Source organism: Nocardia sp. 2TAF39, assembly GCF_052114905.1.
Classification (GTDB): Bacteria; Actinomycetota; Actinomycetes; order Mycobacteriales; family Mycobacteriaceae; genus Nocardia.
The window spans coordinates 1-23,187 of the sequence record NZ_JBFRFQ010000072.1 but is presented as its reverse complement, the minus strand read 5'-3'; the positions used below and the strand labels follow the sequence as shown (position 1 = coordinate 23,187).

Below are 23,187 nucleotides of genomic sequence, written 5' to 3'. Positions count from 1 at the left end.
CTGGGTCAGCTGGTACAACGAGTCCCGCCTGATGCACCGACTCGGCCGCAAACCACCGGTCGAGTACGAAGCCGACTACTATGCACTTCACGCCGAGCAACCGGCTGGAGACAGATAACCGGGTGTGCACCGAACCCGGGGGGATTCACAGTGTCCCGCTGAGTTGTCGGTGTGTTCGAGCCTGTGCGCGGACAAGGCCCCGCCGGGTTCTCCCGGTGGGCCTGTCGTCTGGTGATCAGTTCGTGCGGTACGTCCGGGCCGCCAGCGCCGAGCGCAATTACCACAGGCCCGACGGCTGCGCCGGATCGAATCCGGTGAGCGCGCAGCTCGCCGACGTAGGGCACCGAGACCGCCGAGCTGATCATGTCGAGCATTTCGACAACCATCCTGGCGCCGTCGACGAGCCGGTCGAGCGTGCTGAAGTGGGCCGTGCCGGCCGGTGCGCCGCAGTGCCGACTCCGCCCCTTGGCTTCGCTACGGCAGCCCGGGCTGCAGCACGAACACGGCACCGACGCCACGACTGTGTGATCCACACCAGGCCGGCGGGATTCGGCAGGCAACCGTGGGCGACGATGTCAGGACGGCATCGATTCCCTCGGTGCGGCTCGCTTTCGCTGCACTTGTCCCGAGACGGGAAATGACCTGGCAACAAGCTGTCTCAGAACATCGGTATATGGTGTCGTCCCGCTGCCTGGTACTACGACTGGCGTCGACAACGCGGACGGCTGACGACATCGAACCGAGCGTTGTCTATGGTGCAGCCGTATTGTGTTGGTGCACAATACGGTATCGGTGGCTCGACGGCGATAGGTTGGGATTGTCACCATGAAGTGCTATGAGGTGACCGCGAGTGATTCGAAGTCGTGGACCACGGTCGCCAACAGCTTCGTTCCGATGGACTACGAGTACGTCGATCCCGACCGGTGGCATTCGGGGTTGACCGTGCAGGAGTCGACCGTATACCGGTTGCTGCGCTGGGAGCAGCGCGGAACCTGCACGTCCTCCCGAACGCGGACCAACATCCGTCACGGTCCCTGCGACGACTTCTACTGGGTCGTCCTTCCCGAACAGGGCTTGTACTCGGTCCGTTATCGGGATGAGGTGACCTGGACGCATCCCGGCTACGCGGCGCTGACCGCCCTCGATGACGTGTGCCAGCAATACATCCCGGAATTGTCGGCGCACGCGTTCCAGGTGCCACGTACCGAGATCGACCATCGGGCGGGGTCTTCCGGTCCGGGGGCAAGGGTGCTCGACCTGGGCTCCGGCCTCGGCAGAATCACTCAGGCCCTGATCCGCGGCACCCACGCCGAACAGTCGAACCTGTCCGACCGTGAGTTCAACGCGGTCTGCGATCGGATCGCCGAGCTGCTCTCCTTGATATCGCTTGGAGACACCCAACCGCAGCGGGCTCATCACGCACAGATTGCCGAGCAGATTCGGCGGTATGTGCGGGCGAACGTGGGCCATGGTGACGTGCGATTGCCCGCGGTGGCACATGCGTTGGGATGGTCTCCCCGGCAGCTGCGAACGGTATTGCAGCAGTCGGGTACCACGTTCCGTGATGTGCGTCGGGACGAGGCGCTGCGCGCCGCCCGCGACCTGCTCGAGGACCCGGCACGGGAGGCACTGCCCATCCGCGACCTGGCCATCCGCAGTGGCTTCACCCCCGCCTGGTTCTCCGCTGCGTTCAAAGCGCGGTTCGGCGAGACGCCACGGGATTTCCGGCGCCGCAGGTTGGCGGAATTCACCGAGCGCGGCGGTGCGCAGGAGGCGGTGGCGACGCGCTGACCGGAGCCGACCGAGCCGGACGCGGGGAGCCCGCATCCGGCCGATGTCGTCTAGGTGGCGGAATCGAGTCGGACCGGAAGCACGAGTGGTCCATTGGTGCTGATCTGCGGAGCGTACTCGATATCCGCCGGATCGCACGCGAGGCTCAACCGCGGAAAGCGATTGAACAGCATGGAAAGTGCGATGCGGCTCTCCAGTCGGGCCAGTGGCGCACCGAGGCAGAAGTGCGGGCCGCGGCCGAAGGCCAACTGGTCCCGGTGGTCGTGGTCGATATCGAACGTATCGGCGTCGGGGTAGTGCCGCGCGTCCCTGCCTACTCCGCCGTACCACAACATCATGCTGCCCGCGGGAATATCGACCCCTGCCACCGTCACGTCGTGGCGCGCGTATCGCATGAGGGCACCGACCACAGATGACTTGTACCGCAGCATTTCCTCCACGACATCGGCCCATCGGTCCTCGGCGACCGCTTTGGCGCGTTGTTCGGGATGGGTGCACAGTGTGACGACGGCGTTGCCGAGCAGGTGCACGGTGGTCTCGTGTCCGGCCACGATCACTATCCAGAGCATGTTGCACAGTTCGTCGTCGGTCAGCTCGTTCTCTGCGTTTGCTTGCAGCAGTGCGGTGGTGACATCATCGCCCGGCTCACGCCGTTTGCTCTCCAGCAATTCGGCGAAGTAGCCGAGCATGCTCGCCATCGCGTGCTGCGCCTCTTCACCAGTACTGGTGTGCGAGATGAGTGTGGTGGTCCAGTCTTTGAGCTGCGGTTGCACCTCCGTCGGCACGCCGAACAGGTCACAAATCACACGGACCGGGAACGGTGTGGTGAAAGCCGAGACCAGGTCGATCTGGTCACCACTGGGAAAGTTCGCGATCAGGTTCGCGGCGATCTTCTCGATGCGCGGTTCGAGCGCGGCGACCCTGGCCGGGGTGAACGCCTGGCTGATGGTCTTGCGCAGCCGCCGGTGGTCCTGACCGTCCTTGTTGAGCATGTGGTCGATGTCGGTCAGCGAGCGCAAGGGCCAATCGGCCGGAATGGTGCCGTCGCGCAAGGCGGGACACTGCGCCGAACTCTTGCTGAACAGTTTGTCATCAAGGACCTCGCCGACGGCCCGGTAGCTGGTCGCTATCCATGCGGGCACACCGCCTGGCAACTCGATAGGAACGACCTCGCCGCGCTCACGAATTCGGGCATAGGTGTCGAAGGTCGACTCCCCAGCGGTAGGCAGCTGGATTACTTGCTCGGTCATGCTGTCTCCCAACCAATTTTGGACTGCTGACGAGATTCTCGTTCGTCCGCACATGCCGAGCGTGTCGAACGCGCGTTACCTGCCCCAGACCGGAACCGGAAGACACCAAAACGTAAACGACAGCTGTGGGGCGTCGCAGCAGGCCACGGCACGCCGTAGCGGCGGAATCGGCACCATGACACAGCAGACGAACGATGTCCGCCGCATGCAGGTCGGAAGCCCTTGCGGCGGCAACGGTGTCGAATGCGTGCGTCTGGCTGGGATCAATCGGTCAGCACGGCGATCGTCAGCCGCCGTAGCCGGGTCGAATCGGCGATCACCTCGTAGCCCGCGATCCGCTCGCCGCGCACCGTCACCGTCAGCGCCAGTAGCAGCTTGCCGCGCGGGGCGACCAGGATGCCGACGGTGCCGTCCACCAGCGCGAGCGTCGCCAGCCGCGAACGTTGCTGCAGCAGTACGGTCTCCCTGGCCACAGTCAGTGCTCCGCGCACTGTCGTCGCCAGGCCCGCAGGAAGTGCGGTACGGTCGGCCGTCCGTAGCACGTCGGGCGCGAGGACGGCCAGGAGCCCTTCGAGATCACCGCTGCGGGCCGCACTGAGGAACGCGTCCACGACGTGTCGTTGCGCGGCGAGTTGTGCTGGGGCTGTGGCGTTGCCACCGCGCACGCGCTGTCGAGCTCGGCTGGCGAGCTTCTTGGTGGTCGCCGTCGTCCGCCCGACGATCGGCCCGATCTGGTCGAACGGCACCGCGAACAGGTCGTGCAGGACGAACGCGACCCGCTCGTCGGGACCGAGCCGGTCCAGGACCACCAGCAGCGCACGGCCGACCGCATCGATCAGGACCGCTTCGCGCTCCGGCTCGTTGTCTCCGGCGTCGTCCCCGAGCCGGGTCGCCCCGTCGAGCGGGTCCTCACGGCGCGCCGCCCTGCCGCGCAGCATGTCCAGGCAGATCCGGGACACGACCGTGGTGAGCCAGCCCGGCAGGTTCCGCACGTCCTGGGTGTCCTGCCGGGCCAGCCGCAACCAGGTCTCCTGCACGGCGTCGTCGGCCTCGCTCGGTGAGCCGAGCATGCGGTAGGCGACCGCGTGCAGGTGGCCGCGCTGGGACTCGAATTCCCGCGCCAACGCGTCGTCGGTGTGCATCGGTCACCTTCCCGCTCTGTGCTGCGTCACCGAGATGACGGATACAACAGCGCCCGGGTGACTGTGGTCCGGCGACGCCCGCCGCCGCTCCACCCTCGCAGACCGGGCGTGACACCCGACAGGAGGGTATTTCACATGGTCATCGCCTATGTCGTCGTCACGGTGCTCGCCGCCGCGGCCGCGCTGCTCGCCGCAGGCATCGACGTGGTCCGCGCCGAGTGGGTTCGTGGGAACATGCGCGCGTACGGGATCCCGGACGCGTGGCTGTTCCCACTGGCCCTCGTCAAGGCCGTCGGCGGGGCCGGGTTGCTGGTCGGTCTTGCGGTTCCACTGATCGGCGCGGCCGCAGCCGTCGCCTTGGTCGGCTACTTCCTCGGCGCCGTGCTCACCGTGGTGCGGGCGCGGTTGTACTCACACGTGACGTACCCGCTGCCGTATCTCGTGCTGGCGGCCGCCTCGCTGGGTCTTTTCGTGGCCTCGTGAGCCCCCTATCCGGCGAGGATGAACTTGGCCGCCTGCTCGCCGATGAACACTGCGGGGGCGTGCGTGTGGCCGCGGATGATCAGCGGCATTACCGAGGCGTCGGCGACCCGCAGTCCTTGCACACCACGGACTTCCAATCGCGGCGTGACGACGCTACTGGTGTCGGTGCCCATTCGGCACGTGCCGATCGGGTGGTAAAGGGTGTGCGAGTAGGCGTTCAGCGTCAGTTCGAGGACGGCTTCCCGTTCGGTGGGCGCCTGCGGCGGGTAGATCACCGGGCCGAGTACCGCCTTCATCGACGGCTCGGCCGCGATGTCGGCGCAGACGCGCAACCCGGCCATCATGGCAGCACGGTCCGCGCCCGCGCTGTCGGACAGATAACGCGGATCGATCAGCGGCTTGGCGGCCGGATCGGCGGAGGCCAGCGTGATCCGCCCGCGGCTGTGCGGGCGCAGCAGCACACTTGCGAGGACCACGCCGTGCTCGGTCGGGTCGACCAGTCCCTCATGGAAGAACGGGGCTGGTGCGAAGATCAGCTCCAGGTCGGGCAGGTCCAGCTCCGGCCTGCTGCGTACGAACCCGTACGCCTCACCGACGTTCGAGGTGAGCATTCCGCGGTGCCGGAGCACGTAGTCCAGCACCTGGCGCGGTTTCAAGGCGGCGAACAGCGAATCGGACGCCACGCTGTAGCCGACGGCCGCGACCAGATGATCTTGCAGGTTCGCCCCTACGTCCGGCGCATGCTGCCGCACCTCGATGCCCTGGCGGGTCAGCTCATCGCGGTCGCCGATGCCTGAAAGCATCAGCAGCTGAGGGCTGTTGATCGCGCCGCCGCACAGCACCACCTCGCGCCGCGCAGTCACCGTGTGCGTGCCGCCGCCGCTGCGGTATTCCACGCCAACGGCGCGCGTGCCGTCGAAGAGCACCCTGGTGGCCAGCGCCTCGGTGCGCACCGTGAGGTTCGGGCGGCGCAGGGCGGGCCGCAAATACGCGTCGGCGGTGCTCCAGCGGCGCCCGCCGCGCTGAGTCACCATTGTCTCGCTGAACCCCTCCGGCTGCGGCCGGTTCGGCGGTTCGACGTCGTAGCCCGCCTCCTCGACCGCGGCCAGGTACGCGGCGGTGAGGCCGCGCGGGCTGCGTTGGCGGGAGATGTGCAGCGGTCCGTCGGTCCCCTCGTCGGGATATTGGGCGTTCTCGACCAATTCGATCCGGCGGAACTGTTCGACGGCCGCGGCGAAGTTCCACTCCTCACCTGCCAGCAGCGCCCACTCGTCGTAGTCGGCGCGGAATCCACGCACCCACATCATGGCGTTCATCGAGGACGAGCCGCCGAACATCTTGCCGCGCGGCCAGTAGATCTCGCGGTTCGCAAGTTCCGGCTGCGGCTGCGTCAGATAGTCCCAATCCACCTCGGAGCGAAAGAGTTTCGCGAACGCGGCGGGGATATGAATGAACTTGTTCTTGTCCGGCGGGCCTGCTTCGAGCAGCACCACGGTCGTTCCGGGATCGGCGCTGAGCCGATTGGCCACGACCGCACCCGCGGATCCCGACCCGACGACGACGTAATCCGCGATGTGCCCATCTGGTTGCACTGTTTTACTCCGATCTGTACCGACTACGGCAAAGATACGATCAAGTGATCGCCCAGGGTTCGGTTTCCGGCCAACCCGGGCGAAGCCATCGGAATCTTCAGGCGGCTCAGTGCTGTCCGTGCTAGCGCAGGATGAGCAGCGCGGACTTCTCGATCCGATCGGCGATCTCGGAGTAGGACCCATAGCCCATGCCCGCGCGCACCAGCGCACCCGCGTAGATCAGTTCGAGCGATTCCACGACATCGGGTTCCGGGTCCGGGCCGAGGGCGCGGATGATCCGCTTGCGGATCTCGGTCCCGACGCGTCCACGCAGGTGCTGCACGTCGGGGTCGCGGCCGAGCAGCGCGCTGGTGACCGCGCCGGAAAGTTCCTGCTCGTCGGCCACCAGCATCGCGATGCTCCGCAGTTCGGCCACGACCCGCGCGGTCGGGTCCGAGTCGTCGCTGACCGGAGACGGCGAACCGATCAGTCGTCGCCAGAAGATCTCGGCCACCAGATGCTCCTTGGAGGAGAAATAGGTGTACGCCGTGGCCGTCCCGACGCCCGCCGCTGCGGCGACCATCCGCATGGTCATGCCCGCGAATCCTTCGCGTGCAAGCACTTCCATCGCCGCGCGGGTCAGCTTGTCGACAGTGTCGGCTTGCTTGCCGGAGAGCCTGCGCCGGGTCGCCTCGCGAATGACGGAATCGGATTCGGACATGTGTCTGAACATTACTGGGTGAGCCGGGCCGGTTCAGTTCTCGGCCGCCGCGACGCCCGCCTTGCGTCCGTAGAAGCTGCCGTCGCCCAGCGACGCGCCGCTCACATACCCGCCCGCGCACAGACCGGAGGTGCACCGGCCCGCCGCGAACAACCCTGGGATCGGGTCGCCCGAGACGTGCAGCACCCGCGCATCGAGATCGGTGCGCAACCCGCCGAGGGTGAACCCCGCGGTGAAGCCGCGCAGGTCGAAGGCGGCAAGCGGCCCCTGGAGTGGACGGATCCATTCCGGCTTCTTGCCGAGCAGCGGGTCCTTGCTCTCCGCGGCGTGCAGGTTGTAGCACGACACGGTCGCCTGCAACGCTTGCGCGGGCAGGCCCATGTCGGACTCCAGCTCGGCGACCGTCTCCGCCGCCCAGGTCGGCGGCTGCCGGAAGAACGGCGTCGAGGTCTCGGTGGCGAGACCGGCTTCATAGGACGCCTCGTCGATCACCAGGTACGCCTGATTCTCCTGCTGGATCAGCGTCGCCTGCCCGATCCGGCCGGGATAGGTGTCCTCGGGGATGTAGCGCTGGCCGCGCCCGTTGACCAGAATGCCGCGTGCCAGCAGCTGCGGGTCACCGAAGAACGCCACTTCGGTCGCATCCATATGCGCCACCTCCGCGCCCAGCGCCTGGGCCAGGCGGATGCCGATGCCGTCGTGCTCCTCGATCGCCGCTGCGGGCCTGCCGATCAAGCGCGGCGCATGCGCCGCGACCATCCCCTGGTGGTACGCAAAGCTGCCGGTGGCGAGCACAACGCCGCGCTCGGCGCGGATCGCCACCTCCTGTCCGTAGCGGCGGGCGAGCACCCCGACCACGCGACCGTCGTCGTCGACGATCAGTCGCCCGATCCGCATGTCGTATTCGACGCGGACGCCGAGTGCGTCTGCGGTGTCGGCCAGCGGCTTCATCAGCATGTAGCCGCCGCTCTTCTGCCCGATGCGCTTGTCGGCCATCTGCGGAACGTGACCGCGCGGTGCGGGTTTCGCGATCGTGTTGAACGGCGCCGCGTTCTCGCCACCGGAGTACATCAGCCCCTCGTCGTGCGGCGGCTCCCAGCCCGGCTCGCCCCAGAAAGCCTCGCGGAACGGCACGCCGCAGGCGACCAGCCAGTTGTAGTGCTCGACGCTGCCGCGGCAGTAGTCGGCTATCTTCGCTTCGTCCACGCCGGGGCCGAGCGCGGCGAGCAGGAAGGTCTCCATGTTTTCCGGCGTGTCCTCGAAACCGAGGGCCCGCTGCAGCGGCGTGCCGCCGCCGAGGTAGATGAACCCGCCCGCCATGGCCGCCGCGCCGCCCCAGCCTCCGGTGCGCTCCAGAATCAGCACGTCGGCGCCTGCCCTTGCGGCCTCGATCGCTGCGCATACCCCCGCGATGCCGTAGCCCGCGACGACGACGTCCGCCTCATGGTCCCACGTCGTTACCGTACTTGCGCGGAGCGGGCGAATGGTGCTGGCATCAGACATGTTTCGGATCCTTCGCTACTCGGTGCGGTCGGACTGCTGCTGGCGGGCCGCCTTCTTCTGCTGCGCCACAATCGTGCCCACCAGCAGGTCGAGCGCGGTGCCGTTCGGCCAACCCACGTAGCGGCACAGAAACACCGCGATCTCGTGCAGTTGCCTCTCGGTGAGTTCCCCGCTGCGCAGCGTGGCGACCTGGATGCCCGAGGTGTCGATGGCGCCCTCCGCCAGCTTGCCGCCGATCGGCAGGCGGGTCCCCGTCGGCGGGCCGGAGGCTGCTCATGGATAACTCCGATGCCATCTGGACAGGTGTACGGAATATAGTCTCGGACAATGAATTGATGCAAGAACGGGTTCTGGGACGAATCGGAACGTGTTCTAATTTAGGTGCAGCATCCGGCACGACACCTGCGGCGATGCCCGACGTCATGGAGAAGACCGATGAGCACAGATACCGAGAAGGTCACGGCCGCCGTGCCCGCCAGGATCACGGACGAGATGATCGATCGGCTGACCGGGCTCGTCGCCGCCGACGGCAGCGCGGCGCCGTTCACGATGACCGAGGTCTACACCGGCGCGTCGGTCGGCGAACTGCCGCAGTCGACGCCGCAGGACGTGGCGGCGGCGTGCGCTAGCGCACGCGCCGCGCAGCGGGAATGGTCCGCGCTGCCGCTGCGGGAGCGCCTGCGTGTGTTCGAGCGTCTGCACGAGCTGATCCTGGGCGAAGTGGAAACCATCGCCGATCTCATCCAGATCGGTTGCGGCAAGACCCGCCGGATGGCCGTCGAGGAATCCTGTGACGTGCCGATGGTGATCAGCCACTACTTGAAGACCGCGCGCCGGGTGTTGCGGCCGAAACGGCACGGTGGCCCTGTGCCGCTGCTGACCACATCGACCGAAGAGCATCGGCCCAAGGGGCTGGTCGCGGTGATCGCGCCGTGGAACTTTCCCTTCGCCATCGCCATGTCCGATGCCATGCCGGCACTCATGGCAGGCAACGGAGTCGTGCTCAAGCCGGACAACAAGACGGCCCTCTGCGTGCTCTACGGGATAGAGCTGTTGCACCGTGCCGGGCTGCCGCGCGGACTGGTCCAGGTGGTGTGCGGCGAGGGACCGGACATCGGCCCCGCCCTGATCGACCACGTCGAGTTCGTCATGTTCACCGGCTCCACCGCCACCGGGCGGGTCGTCGGCGAACAGGCGGGGCGCAACCTCATCGGCTGCAGCCTGGAGCTCGGCGGGAAGAACCCGATGATCGTGCTCGAGGATGCGAAGCTCGACGAGGTGATCCCGGGCACGGTCTTCGCGGCGTTTGCCAACTCGGGCCAGGCGTGCATGCACATCGAGCGGATCTACGTGCACCGCAGTATTCACGACGAATTCGTGCGCCGATTGGTCGCGGCCGCCGACGAATTGAACGGCAAGATCGGCGGCGCGTACGACTACACGCCGGAGTTCGGTTCCCTGGTTTCCCCGCAGCATCTCGAGCGGGTCGCCGCCCACGTCGAGGACGCGCGGGCCAAAGGTGCCACCGTCCACGTCGGCGGCAAAGCGCGCCCGGACATCGGACCCGCTTTCTACGAGGCCACCGTGCTGACCGGGGTGACACCCGAGATGACGCATGCGACGCTGGAGACTTTCGGCCCGGTCGTCACGGTGTACCCGTTCGACGACGAGCAGGAGGCGGTGCGCCTCGCCAACGCCACCGACTACGGACTGAACGCGAGCGTATGGACCCGGAATTCGACGCACGCCAACCGGATCGCCGCCCAGCTCCAGGCGGGCAGCATCAACATCAACGACGGGTTCGTCGCGACCTATGCCGCGAAGTCCACACCGTCGGGCGGGGTGAAGCAGTCCGGCGTCGGCACCCGCCACGGAGACCAGGGCCTGCTCAAGTACACCGACACCGTGAACGTCGGCGTGCTCAAGCGCCAGGTGCTCGCCGCGCGGTCGGGTCAGCCCTACGACAAGCAGCTGAAGATGACCCTGATGTCGCTGCGGTTCATGCGCCGAACCAGATTGCGCTGAGCGCTGTTGCGCACCGTCCGTCCGGCATCGTGCCCGAGCCCACACCTGCTCGATCCGGTTCCGTGGCGCTCGGGGTGGATCAACGGAATCAAGAATTGGCAGGTCCGATACGAATGAGCCTTCGAGACGTACCGCTGCGCACGCTGTCCGGCGAGCCGACGACGCTGTCCGACCTGGTCGGCGACCACGCCGTCCTGGTGGTCAACGTGGCATCGAAATGTGGTCTGACGCCGCAGTATTCTGGTCTCGTCGAACTGCAGAAGGACTACGGGCCGCGCGGGTTCACCGTGGTCGGCGTGCCGTGCAACCAGTTCATGGGCCAGGAGCCGGGTACCGCGGAGGAGATCCAGCAGTTCTGCGCCACCACCTACGGCGTCGACTTCCCGTTGCTGGCGAAGGCCGAGGTCAACGGCGAGAACCGGCACGACCTGTATCGGGCCCTTGCGAGACCGCCGACGCAGAGGGCATTGCCGGTGACATCCAGTGGAACTTCGAGAAGTTCCTGATCGACCGGGACGGCAAGGTGGCGGGCCGCTTCCGTCCGACCGTGACGCCCGACGCGCCGGAACTGGTGTCGGCGATCGAATCCGTCCTCTGAAGGTCGACGACACGGAGCTGCCGTTCGGCAGGAACGGTGGCCTTGGTCGTGCGGGGGGCGTCAGGACCGCCGGGTGAGCGGCTCGCGTAGGTCGAGATGCCGGCGCAGCGTCGTGCCGGTGTACTCGCTGCGGTAGACGCCCCGCTCCTGGAGTTCGGGGACCAGCCAGTCGACGATCTCGTCGAGCCCACCCGGGACCAGGTAGGGGGAGATGTTGAAGCCGTCGGTGGCACCGTGGCGGACCCACCGGGCGAGTTCGTCGGCGACCTGGGTTGCCGTGCCCGCGAAGCCGGAGCGTTCGGTCGTCGCGATCACGACTTCCCGAAGCGAGAGATTCTCGGCCTCGGCCCGCGCCCGCCACTCGCGAGCGATGACTTGCGGGTTTGCACCGTGGCGGGGCGCGCCGCGGGTCTCGGAGATCGGCTGCGGCAGCGGGTCGTCCGCGGGCAGCGGACCGTCCGGGTCGAGGCCGGACAGGTCGCGGCCCCAGACCTGACCGGCCAGCGACAGCGCCGTCTGGCCGGTGTATTGGCCGTTCTTCACCCAGCGCACCTTTTCCTCGACCTCGGACTCCTTCTCCGCGAGGATGATCTGGGTGCCGGGGAGGATCCGGATGTCGTCCTCCGGGCGGCCGGTGGCGCGCAGGCGGGCCCGGATGTCGTTCGCGAAGGCAAGCGCGGCGTCGAAATGCGTTCCGTGCCTCGAGAAGATGACGTCGGCGTGCGCTGCGGCGAAATCGCGCCCGGTCGGTGAATCGCCTGCCTGGAAGATCACCGGGTGACCTTGTGCGCTGCGGGGCAGCGTCGGGGTGATCGTCACCTGGAAGTGGTCGCTCGCGCGCGTGACCGGGCGCACCGCCTCCGGCCGCGCCCACGTCGGGCTCTGCTGCGAGGTCGCGATCGCGCCGTCGTCCCAGGAATCCCAGATCGCACGCACTGTCGCGACGAACTCGGCGGCGCGTTCGTAGCGCAGCGCGTGGTCCAGATAGCCGCCGCGCCGGAAGTTGGCGCCGGTCCACGCGTTGTCCGTGGTGACTGCGTTCCAGCCCGCGCGACCGCCGGAGAGCAGGTCCAGTCCGCCCAGCCTCCGTGCCAGGTCGGCGGGTTCGTTGTACGTCGTGTTCTGGGTGGCGACCAGGCCGATGTGGCGCGTGACGCCGGCAAGTGCGGTCAGCTGTGCGATCGCGTCGGGGCGGCCCGCGATGTCCAATTCCAGGATTTTGCCGTCCTGTTCGCGCAGCCGCAGGCCCTCGCCGAGGAAGAACGCGTCGAACAGGCCCCGCTCGGCGGTCTGCGCGACCCTGCGAAAAGTCTCGAAATCGATCTGCGAGCCGCTGGTCGGATCGGACCAGATCGTGGTGTGGTTCACGCCCTGGAAGAAGACCCCGAAATGGACCTGGGCGTCGGGGCGCGGGAAGTCGGTCACGGGAACGTCTCCTGACGGTCAGTGCGTGGTCGCGTAGCGGTTGCCGGGACGGGCCAGCCCCAGATTGGCGCGCAGTGTCGAACCCGGGATCGGACGACGCACTACCCCGGTACGCAGGAGGACGGGCAGGACCTCGCGCGCCAGCACTGGAAGGTCCTCGTCGATCACCGCGGGATGCAGCCGAACCCCGTCGAGATGAGTGCTGAGATGGGTGAGCAGGCCGACCAATTCGTTCGCGGCGCCGGAGAACGCCAGCCGGCCTGGGGACTCGGACGCGGCCGCGCCGAATCGCTCCGCGGCGGTCGCACCAGGAGTGTCCAGCGTGACGTCGATCTCCGCGAACACCAGCGGGCCCCCGCCCGAACGCGCCTGTGTGCCGGCATCGACGGCTGCGGCGACCGAATCGGCGGCAACGAGCCGGACGTCGACGTCGCCCTCGTCGCCGAACACCACCGGCTGTCCCTGGGGTGGGCGGGGCACGATCGCGGGACCTTTGACCGAAAATGTGTCGCCCTGGAAGTCGATGTAATGCAACCTGCTCCGATCGAGGAAACGACCGCTGGGATAGTCGCGGATCACCGCATCGTCCTCCCACGAATCCCACAGGCGGCGCGCCACCTCGATCGAATCCCGTTGTTCCCGAGCCAGATCCTCGTCGCCGCGAACGGGAGGACGACCCCACGCGGCGGCCGCGCGCGGGTCGTCCACGCGCTCGGCGATCCATCCGGCCCGGCCCCGCGACGTGTAGTCCAGCGTTGCCACCTGCGAGGCGGTGTGGAACGGCTCGGCGTAGGTCGTGGCAACGGTGGGAACAAGCCCGATCGTGCTGGTCGTGGCCGCCACGAACGACGCGCGTGTCACCGCATCGATTCGTCCGGGCAGCTCGCGCGCGGGAAGGATCGAGTCGGCGAAGGTGGCGAGCGTGAACCCGGCGTTCTCGGCGACGGCCACCCGCCTGCGCGCGGTATCCCCGGTGAGCAGACGGTCCGGTGCGTGCACGGCCCTGCGCCATGCCTCGGGACGAAAACCCTCGCCGTCGAGTTCTATGCCGAGCGCGAAAACGCCCATCCGACACCTTCTTTCGTATCGCGATCGACCATGGCGGTGTCTCCGGTCCCGACTCCCGCGCCGGTCTCGATCCGGCGCGGGATACGGACGGCGCACCCTACTGAGCATGCTGGTCGGCGACGGAGGGACGCGACGGTTTGCGTCGCGATGATTCGAAGGGCGTCGGACAGCACCGGGCCCCGAGGCCGCGTACGCCCTCGGGGGCCCGGTGCGGGTCCGCTACCGCGCCGCGCGGGCGGCCAACGCCGCGGCGATGAGTACCGTGACGCCTTCCGCGATCGCCGTAGCGCCGAGGGCATGTGCCGCGCTCAGGGCGGTGCCGCCCGCGAGGCCCAGGAACAGCGACCCGAAGGTGGCGATGCCGACGACGATGCCCAGCTGCACATTGGTCACCAGGATGCCGCTGGCGTCTGCGGCCAGGGTCATCGGAATCTTGGCCAGGGTGCGCGTCATGAGCGGGCTGAACGCGACGCCGTTGCCGATGCCGCAGAGGCCGAGCAGCACCAGCGCGATCCAGCCGACGTCCGATCCGTCGCGCAGGAGCACGCCGAGCGCGACCATACTCGCAGCACCGAGCACCAAGCCGAACGGAATCATGACCGCGTGCCGGCGGCTCGGGATCCGTTCCCAGTTCAGGCTGGCCAGGGCGAAGGTCACGCCGAGCGGGATGAACAGCAGGCCCGCGTGCAGCGCACTGTAGCCGAGGGTGCTCTGCAAGTGGATCGCCATGACGAACATCCAGCCGCCGAAGGTCGCCATGATCACGAACAGCGTGGCGGCGGAAAGCATGAGGCCGGGCGCTTCGAGCACCCGCCGTGCGAAGAGCGGTTCGCCACCGCGTGCCCCCACGGCGCGCTCGATCATCACGAACACCACAAGGCCGAGGACGCTGGCACCGAACGAGATCCACGACCACAGCGGCCAGCCGAGTTCGCGCCCCAGTACCAGCGGAAGCACTAGCAGCAGCACTGACGCGGTGAGCGTCGCGAGTCCGGGCAGGTCGAGTTTGCGTTCGAAACGCTCGGTCACCGACGGGAGGATCCGCGGCGCGAGCGCGAGCAGTGCAACACCGATCGGTACGTTCACCAGGAACACGCCGCGCCAGCTGCTGCCGAACAGGTCGGCGTTGACGATGAGGCCGCCGAGCACCTGCCCGGCGACCATGCCGCCGGAGATGATCGCCGAGTAGACGCTGAGCGCCTTGGCCCTGGCGTCGCCGCTGAAGTTGCGCTGGATGAGCGTCATGATCTGCGGAACCATCGCCGCGGCGCCAACGCCCTGGACGAACCGGAAGATGATCAGTGACGTCTCGTTCCACGCCAACCCGCAGGCCAGCGACGCGAGCGTGAACAGGGCGAGCCCCGCGATGAACGTACGGCGCTGGGTGAACCGATCACCGAGCCGCGCGCCGGTGACCAGCAGTACGGCATAGGCGATGACGTAGCCGGCGACGATCAGCTGCAGGGCCGAGCCGGTGGTGCGCAAGGAGCTGCGGATCGAGGGGATCGCGACATTGACGATGGAGGCGTCGAGCACCGCCATGAACTGCCCGGTGAGAATCACGGCGAGGATGGCCAGTGCGCGCCGCGCACCCAGCGCGGCGGCCGGCGCGATCGCGGGCGCCGTTGCCGAACCCGGCGATATGGTCTGTGTCATGCACTGAGCTTGCGGTGTGGCGGGCACCGGTAACAGGAGCCCAGTAAAACTGGTACCGGCAGCACCAGGCTGAGTGCGCCGCAAAGCGACCCGCCGGACATTTGGGACATTTACTATGTCGTGTCTCTCGTCACAGTCGCTTGTCACTTCCTATGATCAGCCTAAAATGTAATTAGGCGAACTAACGTTTTAGTCGAAGGTGTCTTTCCCGGACGAGGAGGTCGGCGATGGAGGTAGCGACGCGCGGGGCATGGCTCATGAGCCGCATCGACGAGTTGTACGCGGAGCACGAAGACATCCGCGATGCCAGACCGCGCGCGGACGTAGTCCAGGCGATCCGCGAGCCAGGGATGCGCCTCGCGGAGATTGTCGAGCAGGTCATGGTCGGCTACGCCGATCGGCCCGCCCTCGGGCAGCGCGCGCTGCGGGTGCAGGCTGACGAGACCACCGGCCGTACGTCACGCACGCTGCTGGCGCGCTTCGACATCCTCACCTACGGCGAGCTGTGGCAGCGGGTCCGCACGATTGCCGCCGCGTGGCATGGCGAGCCGGCGAACCCGCTGCGCCCAGGCGATTTCGTAGCCATGCTCGGTTTCACGAGCAGTGACTACGCCACGCTTGACCTGGCCTGTGTCCACTTGGGACTGGTCGCCGTCCCCCTGCAGTCCGGTGCGCCTCTCGCCCAGTTGACCGCGATCGTCGAGGAGACCGCGCCGCATGTGCTCGCGGCGACACCAGAACTGCTCGACAAGGCCGTCGACTGCGTCTTGGCGGGTCCCGCACCGCAGCGGCTGGTGGTCTTCGACTACCACGCGCACGACGACGGACAGCGTGCCGCGTTCGACGCGGCGCGGGAACGACTGGCCGCCGCCGGCAGCGCGGTGGTCGTCGAATCGCTCGACGAGGTGCTCGAGCGCGGCCGTCGCCTGCCCCCCGCGCCGCTGTTCGTCGCCGAGCCGGGGGAAGACCCACTGGCGCTGCTGCTCTACACCTCGGGGAGTACGGGAACGCCGAAGGGCGCGATGTACACCGAACGGCTGGTCAGCGCGGCATGGCTGGGCAGGCCGGAGGTCGCCGCGATCACCCTCAACTACATGCCGATGAGCCATCTCGCCGGACGCATGTCACTCACCGGTGTGCTCGCTCGCGGCGGCACGGCGTACTTCGCGGCCGAGAGCGACATGTCCACACTCTTCGACGACATCGCGCTGGCCCGGCCCACCGAGGTGTTCTTCGTTCCACGCGTATGCGACATGGTGTTCCAGCGCTATCAGAGCGAAGTGGACCGGCGCAGCGGTCCGGGCGTCGATAGCACCGCGCTGGAAGCGGAGGTGAAAGCCGAACTGCGCCAGGACTTTTTCGGCGGACGCGTGATGACGGCCCTCTGCGGGAGCGCGCCGGTGGCAGCCGAGATGAAGGCCTTCATAGAGTCGGTGCTCGGCCTGGATTTGCACGACGGATACGGCTCCACCGAGGCAGGTGGAGGAATCCTGGTCGACAACCAGGTACAGCGGCCGCCGGTGCTCGACTACCGGCTCACGGACGTCCCCGAGCTGGGCTACTTCCGGACCGACAAGCCGCATCCGCGCGGCGAGCTGTTGCTGAAGAGCACCACCATGATTCCGGGGTACTACAAGCGGCCCGAGATCACTGCCGAGGTTTTCGGCGAGGACGGCTTCTACAAGACCGGCGACATCGTCGCCGAACTAGAACCGGATCGGCTCGTCTACGTCGACCGCCGCAACAATGTGCTGAAGTTGTCCCAGGGCGAATTCGTTGCCGTCTCGCATCTGGAGGCCGTCTACGCCACCAGCCCGCTGATCCGGCAGATCTTCGTGTACGGCAGCAGCGAACGCGCCTATCTGCTCGCGGTGATCGTGCCTACCGACGACGCGTTGGCAGACGGCGATCGCGGCAAGCTCGAGGCGGCGTTGAGTGAGTCGCTACAACAGCTCGCCATGGACGCCGACCTGCACTCCTATGAGATCCCGCGCGCCTTCCTGGTCGAGACACAGCCATTCACCATCGACAACGGACTGCTGAGCGGCATCGGAAAGCTTCTGCGGCCCAAGCTGAAAGAGCGCTATGGGCAGCGGTTGGAGCAGTTGTACGCGGAGCTGGCCGAGGGGCAGGCCAAGGAGTTGTTCGACCTGCGCCGCGCCACGGCCGATCTGCCCGTGCTGGAGACGGTGAGCCGCGCCGCCAGGGCACTGCTGGGTTGCGCGAGCACCGACCTGCGCCCCGACGCGCATTTCACCGATCTCGGTGGTGATTCGCTTTCGGCGCTGTCCTTCTCGAACTTGCTGCAGGAGATCTTCGGCGTCGAGGTGCCGGTGTCGGTGGTGATCAGCCCGGCCAACGGTCTTCGTGAAGTGGCGGACTACATTGCGGCCGAGCGCGATTCGGGCGAGGAGCGCCCGACCTTCGCCTCGGTGCATGGCGACGGGTCGTGGGTCCGCGCGGATGAGCTCACGCTCGACAAATTCCTCGACGCCGACACCCTTGCGAACGCGGCGGCGCTGCCACGCCCCGCAGGGCCCGCCCGGACCGTGCTGCTTACCGGCGCGAACGGCTACCTCGGCCGCTTTCTATGCCTGGAATGGCTGAAGCGGCTGAACGCGATCGGGGGCACGCTGATCTGCCTGGTGCGCGGCGGCGATCAGGCCGGGGCGCGCAAACGCCTCGACGCCGCTTTCGGCAGCGACGACCAGTCGCTGATCCAGCATTTCCAGGAACTGGCCGCCACGAACCTCGAGGTACTCGCCGGCGACATCGGCGAGCCGAACCTCGGCCTGGACAAGGCGACGTGGGACCGACTCGCCGGCAGCGTGGATCTGATCGTGCACCCGGCCGCGCTGGTCAACCATGTGCTGCCGTACCGGCAGCTGTTCGGGCCGAATGTGGTCGGCACCGCCGAGTTGATCCGCTTGGCCGTCACCACCCGGCTGAAGCCGTTCACCTACTTGTCGACCGTCGCGGTTGCCACGCAGATCGATCCGACCGACTTCGACGAAGACGGCGACATTCGTGAGATAAGCGCGACGCGCGCTGTCGACGAGAGCTACGCCAATGGCTACGGCACCAGCAAGTGGGCGGGGGAGGTGCTGCTTCGGGAGGCCAACGACCTGTGTGGTCTGCCGGTCGCGGTATTCCGTTCGGACATGATCCTGGCGCACAGCAGCTACGCCGGCCAGCTCAACGTGCCGGACATGTTCACTCGATTGCTGGTGAGCCTGATCGCCACGGGGATCGCTCCGTTCTCCTTCTATCGCATTGACGCCGAGGGCAATCGCCCGCGCGCCCACTACGACGGCCTGCCCGCCGATTTCACCGCCGAGGCGATCACCGCCCTCGGCGCCGCGGCCACCGCGGGGTTCCAGACCTTCGACGTGCTCAATCCACATGACGACGGCATCTCGCTCGACGAGTTCGTCGACTGGCTGATCGACTCCGGCCACCGGATCGAGCGGATCGCCGACTACGGCGAGTGGTTCGCCCGCTTCGATATCGCGCTGCGGGCGTTACCGGAAAAGCAGCGCCAAGCGTCGCTGCTGCCGTTGCTGCACGCCTACCGGCACCCGGCTCCCGCGGTTCGCGGCTCCGCCCTTCCCGCGAAGAAATTTCGGTCCGCCGTCCGTGCCGCGAAAATCGGTACCGATCACGATATTCCGAATGTGTCGCGTGGGCTCATCGAGAAATATGCGAACGACCTGGAACTGCGGGGCCTGCTGTAAGCGTCGCACGGCTCGACCCGGGTGCCCCGTCTCCGGGGCGCGTGTCGGGCACCACTCGGCATACGGGATCCGCTCGGCCGTGGTTGTTCCCGCGGTCAGATTCCGCATGAAGGCGGCGTAGTCCTCGTCGCTTCGCTCGGCGAAGCCGGGATCGAATAGAGCCCTCGGTGGACGAAAATGCCGAACTTGGCGTTGCGCTACCAGCCTGGCAGCGGATGGATCTCCACGGATTTCTTGTCCGGCTGGTAGCTCACAGAAAACTCCTCGTGGTCGCGAAATGAGATCGAATGGTTGTAACGATGATTGCGACGCCAAATCGCGGGGGTCTAATTGTGGACCGGTGTCCAGGACGGCGAGTCGACCGGGCGTGCTCAGGAAAGACGCTGTTACGCCGTGGGTTTCGAGCTCGCGAAAGAATCCGCGTCCCATTGGTTGCGGTCCGCCCCGGCGGTGATGTGCAATCGGCGTCGCATCGCGTGGGTGCCGTGCGGGTGGCCGGCTGGATTGTGGTGAGTAGTTCGGCGGTGCAGGCGGTGACGTCGAACTCGGGGTCGGATGCGAGGCGCAGGATCACGCCGTTGTGTAGCGACAAAGTGAATACACCCGTCAGGTCGTTATCGAACGCGCGGAACTGGCTGTCGCGCTGCCCTGCGGCAAGTGAGTTGCCTGCTGCAACTCGAGCAGCGGGAGCCGAAGAGGTGTATGAGGGTTTGGACACCCGGCGGCGGAGGTGATGTCAGCGACGGAGACGTCGACGTAGCCGCGGTTGCCGAGTTCGGTGGTGGCAACGTCGAGGATGTGCTGTTCTCGCTGTCGAAGGCAACGCCCTATCGGACCGGCTCGTCGACCTCGACTTCGAAATCTGCGGCTAGGACCCGCTCTCGAGCAGTTCGCGCAGGAAGCAGAGGGGGCAGATGGGGTCGAAAGGAGCTGTCGTCTCGGTCTGGGCAGTGTCTGCGGGTTCCAACGGTACGGCGTCCGGGGCCGCCGACGCGATCGCCGGCTGCACACCGATTGCGAGCGAGATCGCTCCGGCGGCAATGACATTCAGCATGGAACGGTTCATGAGATCCTCCACGTCGATGAGAGAAGTCGTCACAGTATCAGGGTTCGCTCCAGGGCAAAGGCTGATCTGACACAGAGTCTGCCGCGACAAGGTGGTCGCGGCAATGCCAGTTGTACCTACCGGATCGGCCCGGCGCGTCTGACGCTGTAAATCCGGGCAAGTGCTTGGTCCGGTCCGCGTAAGCGTTCTTCGCATGCGCCAGAAACTCATCCGCAACGATGGTTCCAATACCAATCCCCATGGGCTGCCAGGTGTTAGCCTCGATCACCTCGGCGCGAGGGAATGCCGTAGACCGATGCAGAAGGGAGATAACCGATCACGGGTCCAGTCGTACCCCCATCGAGGCACGCGCCGATAGACCTGTAAATCGTCACCCGTACAGAAGCTGGGCATGTGACCGAGCCGCGTGCCGCGCGTACCGACCACGTCTTCGAATGCTTGTTCCTTTTTGGAGTACCGTCTTTTGACCACGCCACATTTCCCGCCACCTACGTCGACGTCCGATTCCGGCTGCCCCGTCCAGCACGGTTCGCCGATCGACACCGATGGCCCCAGGGTCGCACTGTATTCGGAGGCATTCGCGGCGGATCCGCACCACGCCTACCGTGAGATGCGCCGCAGGTATGGTTCGCTCGTGCCGGTGGAGCTGGCACCGGATGTGCCCGCCACCTTGGTGATCGGCTACTACACAGCCCTGCGTATCCTCCACGACCCCGAGCACTTTCCGGCCGATCCGCGCACCTGGCAGAAGAACATTCCCGGCGAGTGCCCAATCCTGCCGATGCTGGAGTGGCGGCCCAATGCCTTGCGCAGCGCGGGTCTGGAACACCTGCGCTACCGGCAGGCCACCGTTGCGGCCATCTCCGAGGTCGATCTGCACGCTCTGCACGCCACTATCGAGCAGATCGCCATTCCGGTGATCAATGCCTTCTGCCAGGACGGCGCGGCGGAACTGATCAGCCAGTACGCGTTTCCGCTCACCTTCGCGGTGCTCAACGCCACACTCGGCTGCCCACCGGATGTCGGGCAGCACGTCGCGACTGGCATGGCCGCCATCTTCGAGGGCGTCAACGCAGCCAAGGGCAACGCGATGATCACCGACGCGCTGTTCAGCCTGGTGCAGACGAAGCGGAAGGAACCGGGCGACGACATCACCTCGCGGCTGTTGCGGCATCCCGCTGCCCTCGACGACGTGGAGATGATCCACCAGCTGGTCACGGTGTACGGCGCGGGAATCGAGCCGACGCAGAACTTGATCGTCAACACCCTGCGGTTGATGCTCACCGACCAACGGTTCGCGGGCGGCATCCTCGGAGGCAGCCTGTCGACACGGGACGCCCTCGACGAGGTGCTGTTCAGCGATCCGCCGGGGGCCAACTACTGCGTCAGCTACCCGAAGCAGCCGATCCTCATCGATGGCGTCTGGTTGCCCGCGCACCAGCCGGTCGTGATCAGCATGACCGGCTGCAACAACGACCCCGCTATCAATACGGGTGAATACACCGACAACCGAGCACATCTCGCATGGAGTCTCGGACCGCACGCCTGTCCGGCCAGATCGGCGGCGTACCTGATTGCCCAGGACGCCATCGATCAGTTGCTCGATGCGCTGCCCGAGATGCGGCTCGCCGTCGCGGCGCAGGACCTGGTCTGGCGACCCGGTCCCTTCCACCGCGCGCTGGTGTCCTTGCCGGTCGTCTTCCCGAAATCACCTCCGCTGACTGTCTATTAGCCTGGATCCACTGATGAAGGTTGTGGGTGGTCCCCGCGCCGCAGGTGTGGGGACCACCAGTGGTCGGGCGTGAGGTAGCCGCTGGTCTACCCAGCTTTTCCACTGTGGTTCCTGGTCGTAGGGACAGAAGGATGGTCAGGGGATCGTGGCGGTGGCCCGCCAGAGTCGTTGCCAGGCGGTGGTCCAGGGCCAATGAGCAGGCAAATGCAGTACCGGCTTGCGCTGCGGGCTAGCCAGACGTGCCGGAACGGCAATGATTTTCCGGCGCAGGGTGGATCCGCGGGCTCTGCCCAGGACGGGGTCGGCGAGCACACCGGCGGCGCGTAGCAGGTTGTGCGTGATCGCGGCGCATAACACCCACGCGGAATTCGCGCCGAACCGGCCCGACGGGATATGAGCCAACGGGCCGTCGATGAGGACGGCGAACACGGTCTCGATGACCGCGTGACGGCGATGAGTGATGTCCGCGTCGATTGCGGGTTCGGCCGAATCGGTGAAGAAAGGGTGATACCGCCAGACGGGAAACAGCTCGTCCTGGCGGGCGGCATCTTTGACCCGGCGCACGATCAGCCGGGCGGTGACCGCATCCGGTTTGGAAGCGAAAGCGGTATACGGGATTTCCGCGACCTCGGCATCGGAGACCCACTCACCGGTCTCCGGATCTCGCACCGCACCCGGGTATCGCACCGGGGTCCACGCATCCGCGGGAATCGACGCGATCGCCCGAGCAACAGCACGGTCTTTCTTCAACACCAGTGAGAACCGGGCATCGGTACGGCGACATGCACCCACGACCGACCGGGTGCCGTAGGCCGAATCGCCACGAACAAGGATCTCACCGGTAACCCCGGCCGCACGGGCAGTGGCCACGGCCTGGGCGACCATCCGGCCGGCGCCCTTGCCCGAACCGGTTCTACCGGCCCGCAGACGCATCCCCGCGATCACCGGCGCGGCGAGATCGGTGCTGATGGTCGCGGCCAGCGGTGAAAGCCCTTTCCGCAAAATCGGTTTGCCCGATACTTTGGCATGGCCGTAGGACGCGCCCTGTTTGGCATATCCGTACACCGGGCGCAGCAGCGAATCGATATCGACGAACGCCCGCACATCCGCACCCGGCAGCAACTCCACCCGCCGACACAACCGTCCCAGATGCGCCCGCAGCACCGCCTCGAGCTGGCGGGCATGCCCGAACGTGAACTCCCGCAACAACGTCCCGATCGCCGAGGGCGCATACACCCGCTCGAACACAGTGCCCATCCCGCCGCTGCGCAGAACATCGACATCGTCGATACTGTCCGCACCCGCACACATCCCGGCGATCAATGTCACCAACTTCGGTGCCGGGTTCGCCGCCCCGGAGGCGATCCGCGGTGCACCGATCGCGACTTTGTCGGCCAATATACTGCTCAGGCCGGTTTGCTC

The 23,187-nt window shown here is 66.9% G+C and carries 15 protein-coding genes and 1 pseudogene; 6 read left to right on the top strand and 10 right to left on the bottom strand.

Annotation, left to right across the window (positions count from 1 at the left end):
• The first annotated feature begins 825 nt into the window (after window positions 1-825).
• A complete protein-coding gene (locus tag AB4Z47_RS29105; RefSeq protein ID WP_441955644.1) occupies window positions 826-1,791 on the top strand; it encodes an AraC family transcriptional regulator in 966 nt (321 codons plus the stop codon).
• Between the two features lie 50 nt (window positions 1,792-1,841).
• On the opposite strand, the gene AB4Z47_RS29100 is transcribed toward AB4Z47_RS29105, so the two are convergent.
• Complete coding sequence (locus AB4Z47_RS29100; RefSeq protein ID WP_441955642.1) at window positions 1,842-3,041, bottom strand: cytochrome P450 family protein; 1,200 nt, start codon at window positions 3,039-3,041, stop codon at window positions 1,842-1,844.
• A 263-nt stretch (window positions 3,042-3,304) separates the two neighbouring features.
• The gene (locus AB4Z47_RS29095; protein ID WP_441955640.1) at window positions 3,305-4,183 is read right to left on the bottom strand and encodes a sigma-70 family RNA polymerase sigma factor; all 879 of its coding nucleotides are present in this window, start codon (window positions 4,181-4,183) and stop codon (window positions 3,305-3,307) included.
• 135 nt (window positions 4,184-4,318) lie between these two features.
• Between AB4Z47_RS29095 and AB4Z47_RS29090 the strand changes: the two genes are divergently transcribed.
• A complete protein-coding gene (locus AB4Z47_RS29090) occupies window positions 4,319-4,666 on the top strand; it encodes a DoxX family protein (RefSeq protein ID WP_441955638.1) in 348 nt (115 codons plus the stop codon).
• A 5-nt stretch (window positions 4,667-4,671) separates the two neighbouring features.
• Here the strand turns inward: AB4Z47_RS29090 and AB4Z47_RS29085 are convergent, their stop codons facing one another.
• The 3 genes from AB4Z47_RS29085 to AB4Z47_RS29075 all read right to left on the bottom strand — a co-directional run bounded on the left by AB4Z47_RS29085 (window position 4,672) and on the right by AB4Z47_RS29075 (window position 8,461).
• On the bottom strand, window positions 4,672-6,240 hold the full coding sequence (locus AB4Z47_RS29085) for a GMC family oxidoreductase (RefSeq protein WP_441955646.1): 1,569 nt from the start codon (window positions 6,238-6,240) through the stop codon (window positions 4,672-4,674).
• Between the two features lie 139 nt (window positions 6,241-6,379).
• A complete protein-coding gene (locus AB4Z47_RS29080; protein ID WP_441955636.1) occupies window positions 6,380-6,958 on the bottom strand; it encodes a TetR/AcrR family transcriptional regulator in 579 nt (192 codons plus the stop codon).
• 33 nt (window positions 6,959-6,991) lie between these two features.
• Window positions 6,992-8,461: an FAD-dependent oxidoreductase gene (locus tag AB4Z47_RS29075; protein ID WP_441955634.1), complete on the bottom strand. Its 1,470-nt coding sequence runs from the start codon at window positions 8,459-8,461 to the stop codon at window positions 6,992-6,994.
• A 435-nt stretch (window positions 8,462-8,896) separates the two neighbouring features.
• Here AB4Z47_RS29075 and AB4Z47_RS29070 point away from each other — a divergent pair, with 435 nt between their 5' ends.
• Both AB4Z47_RS29070 and AB4Z47_RS29065 read left to right on the top strand, forming a co-directional pair.
• Window positions 8,897-10,486 (top strand): succinic semialdehyde dehydrogenase, encoded by a 1,590-nt coding sequence (locus AB4Z47_RS29070; RefSeq protein ID WP_441955632.1) that lies wholly within the window; start codon window positions 8,897-8,899, stop codon window positions 10,484-10,486.
• Between the two features lie 113 nt (window positions 10,487-10,599).
• A pseudogene (locus tag AB4Z47_RS29065) lies at window positions 10,600-11,084 on the top strand (glutathione peroxidase).
• 60 nt (window positions 11,085-11,144) lie between these two features.
• Here the strand turns inward: AB4Z47_RS29065 and AB4Z47_RS29060 are convergent.
• The 3 genes from AB4Z47_RS29060 to AB4Z47_RS29050 form a co-directional block, all read right to left on the bottom strand.
• Complete coding sequence (locus AB4Z47_RS29060) at window positions 11,145-12,509, bottom strand: NtaA/DmoA family FMN-dependent monooxygenase (protein WP_441955630.1); 1,365 nt, start codon at window positions 12,507-12,509, stop codon at window positions 11,145-11,147.
• An 18-nt stretch (window positions 12,510-12,527) separates the two neighbouring features.
• On the bottom strand, window positions 12,528-13,577 hold the full coding sequence (locus tag AB4Z47_RS29055) for an LLM class flavin-dependent oxidoreductase (protein ID WP_441955628.1): 1,050 nt from the start codon (window positions 13,575-13,577) through the stop codon (window positions 12,528-12,530).
• A 219-nt stretch (window positions 13,578-13,796) separates the two neighbouring features.
• Complete coding sequence (locus AB4Z47_RS29050; protein ID WP_441955626.1) at window positions 13,797-15,233, bottom strand: MFS transporter; 1,437 nt, start codon at window positions 15,231-15,233, stop codon at window positions 13,797-13,799.
• A gap of 227 nt (window positions 15,234-15,460) precedes the next feature.
• On the opposite strand from AB4Z47_RS29050, the gene car reads away from it, so the two are divergent.
• A complete protein-coding gene (gene car, locus AB4Z47_RS29045; protein WP_441955624.1) occupies window positions 15,461-18,967 on the top strand; it encodes a carboxylic acid reductase in 3,507 nt (1,168 codons plus the stop codon).
• An 868-nt stretch (window positions 18,968-19,835) separates the two neighbouring features.
• Here the strand turns inward: car and AB4Z47_RS29040 are convergent.
• Window positions 19,836-20,066 (bottom strand): hypothetical protein, encoded by a 231-nt coding sequence (locus AB4Z47_RS29040; protein ID WP_441955622.1) that lies wholly within the window; start codon window positions 20,064-20,066, stop codon window positions 19,836-19,838.
• Window positions 20,067-20,667: 601 nt separating this feature from the next.
• Between AB4Z47_RS29040 and AB4Z47_RS29035 the strand changes: the two genes are divergently transcribed.
• A complete protein-coding gene (locus AB4Z47_RS29035) occupies window positions 20,668-21,765 on the top strand; it encodes a cytochrome P450 (protein ID WP_441955620.1) in 1,098 nt (365 codons plus the stop codon).
• A gap of 135 nt (window positions 21,766-21,900) precedes the next feature.
• Here the strand turns inward: AB4Z47_RS29035 and AB4Z47_RS29030 are convergent.
• On the bottom strand, window positions 21,901-23,187 hold a 1,287-nt coding region (locus AB4Z47_RS29030), incomplete at its 5' end, for an IS1380 family transposase (RefSeq protein ID WP_441955618.1).

What these genes read in the sequence shown, in the direction of transcription:
- AB4Z47_RS29105 (WP_441955644.1), top strand. Translation starts at nt 826, where the DNA reads ATGAAGTGCTATGAGGTGACCGCGAGTGATTCGAAGTCGTGGACCACG.
- AB4Z47_RS29100 (WP_441955642.1), bottom strand. Translation starts at nt 3,041, where the DNA reads ATGACCGAGCAAGTAATCCAGCTGCCTACCGCTGGGGAGTCGACCTTC.
- AB4Z47_RS29095 (WP_441955640.1), bottom strand. Translation starts at nt 4,183, where the DNA reads ATGCACACCGACGACGCGTTGGCGCGGGAATTCGAGTCCCAGCGCGGC.
- AB4Z47_RS29090 (WP_441955638.1), top strand. Translation starts at nt 4,319, where the DNA reads ATGGTCATCGCCTATGTCGTCGTCACGGTGCTCGCCGCCGCGGCCGCG.
- AB4Z47_RS29080 (WP_441955636.1), bottom strand. Translation starts at nt 6,958, where the DNA reads ATGTCCGAATCCGATTCCGTCATTCGCGAGGCGACCCGGCGCAGGCTC.
- AB4Z47_RS29075 (WP_441955634.1), bottom strand. Translation starts at nt 8,461, where the DNA reads ATGTCTGATGCCAGCACCATTCGCCCGCTCCGCGCAAGTACGGTAACG.
- AB4Z47_RS29070 (WP_441955632.1), top strand. Translation starts at nt 8,897, where the DNA reads ATGAGCACAGATACCGAGAAGGTCACGGCCGCCGTGCCCGCCAGGATC.
- AB4Z47_RS29055 (WP_441955628.1), bottom strand. Translation starts at nt 13,577, where the DNA reads ATGGGCGTTTTCGCGCTCGGCATAGAACTCGACGGCGAGGGTTTTCGT.
- AB4Z47_RS29050 (WP_441955626.1), bottom strand. Translation starts at nt 15,233, where the DNA reads ATGACACAGACCATATCGCCGGGTTCGGCAACGGCGCCCGCGATCGCG.
- car (WP_441955624.1), top strand. Translation starts at nt 15,461, where the DNA reads ATGGAGGTAGCGACGCGCGGGGCATGGCTCATGAGCCGCATCGACGAG.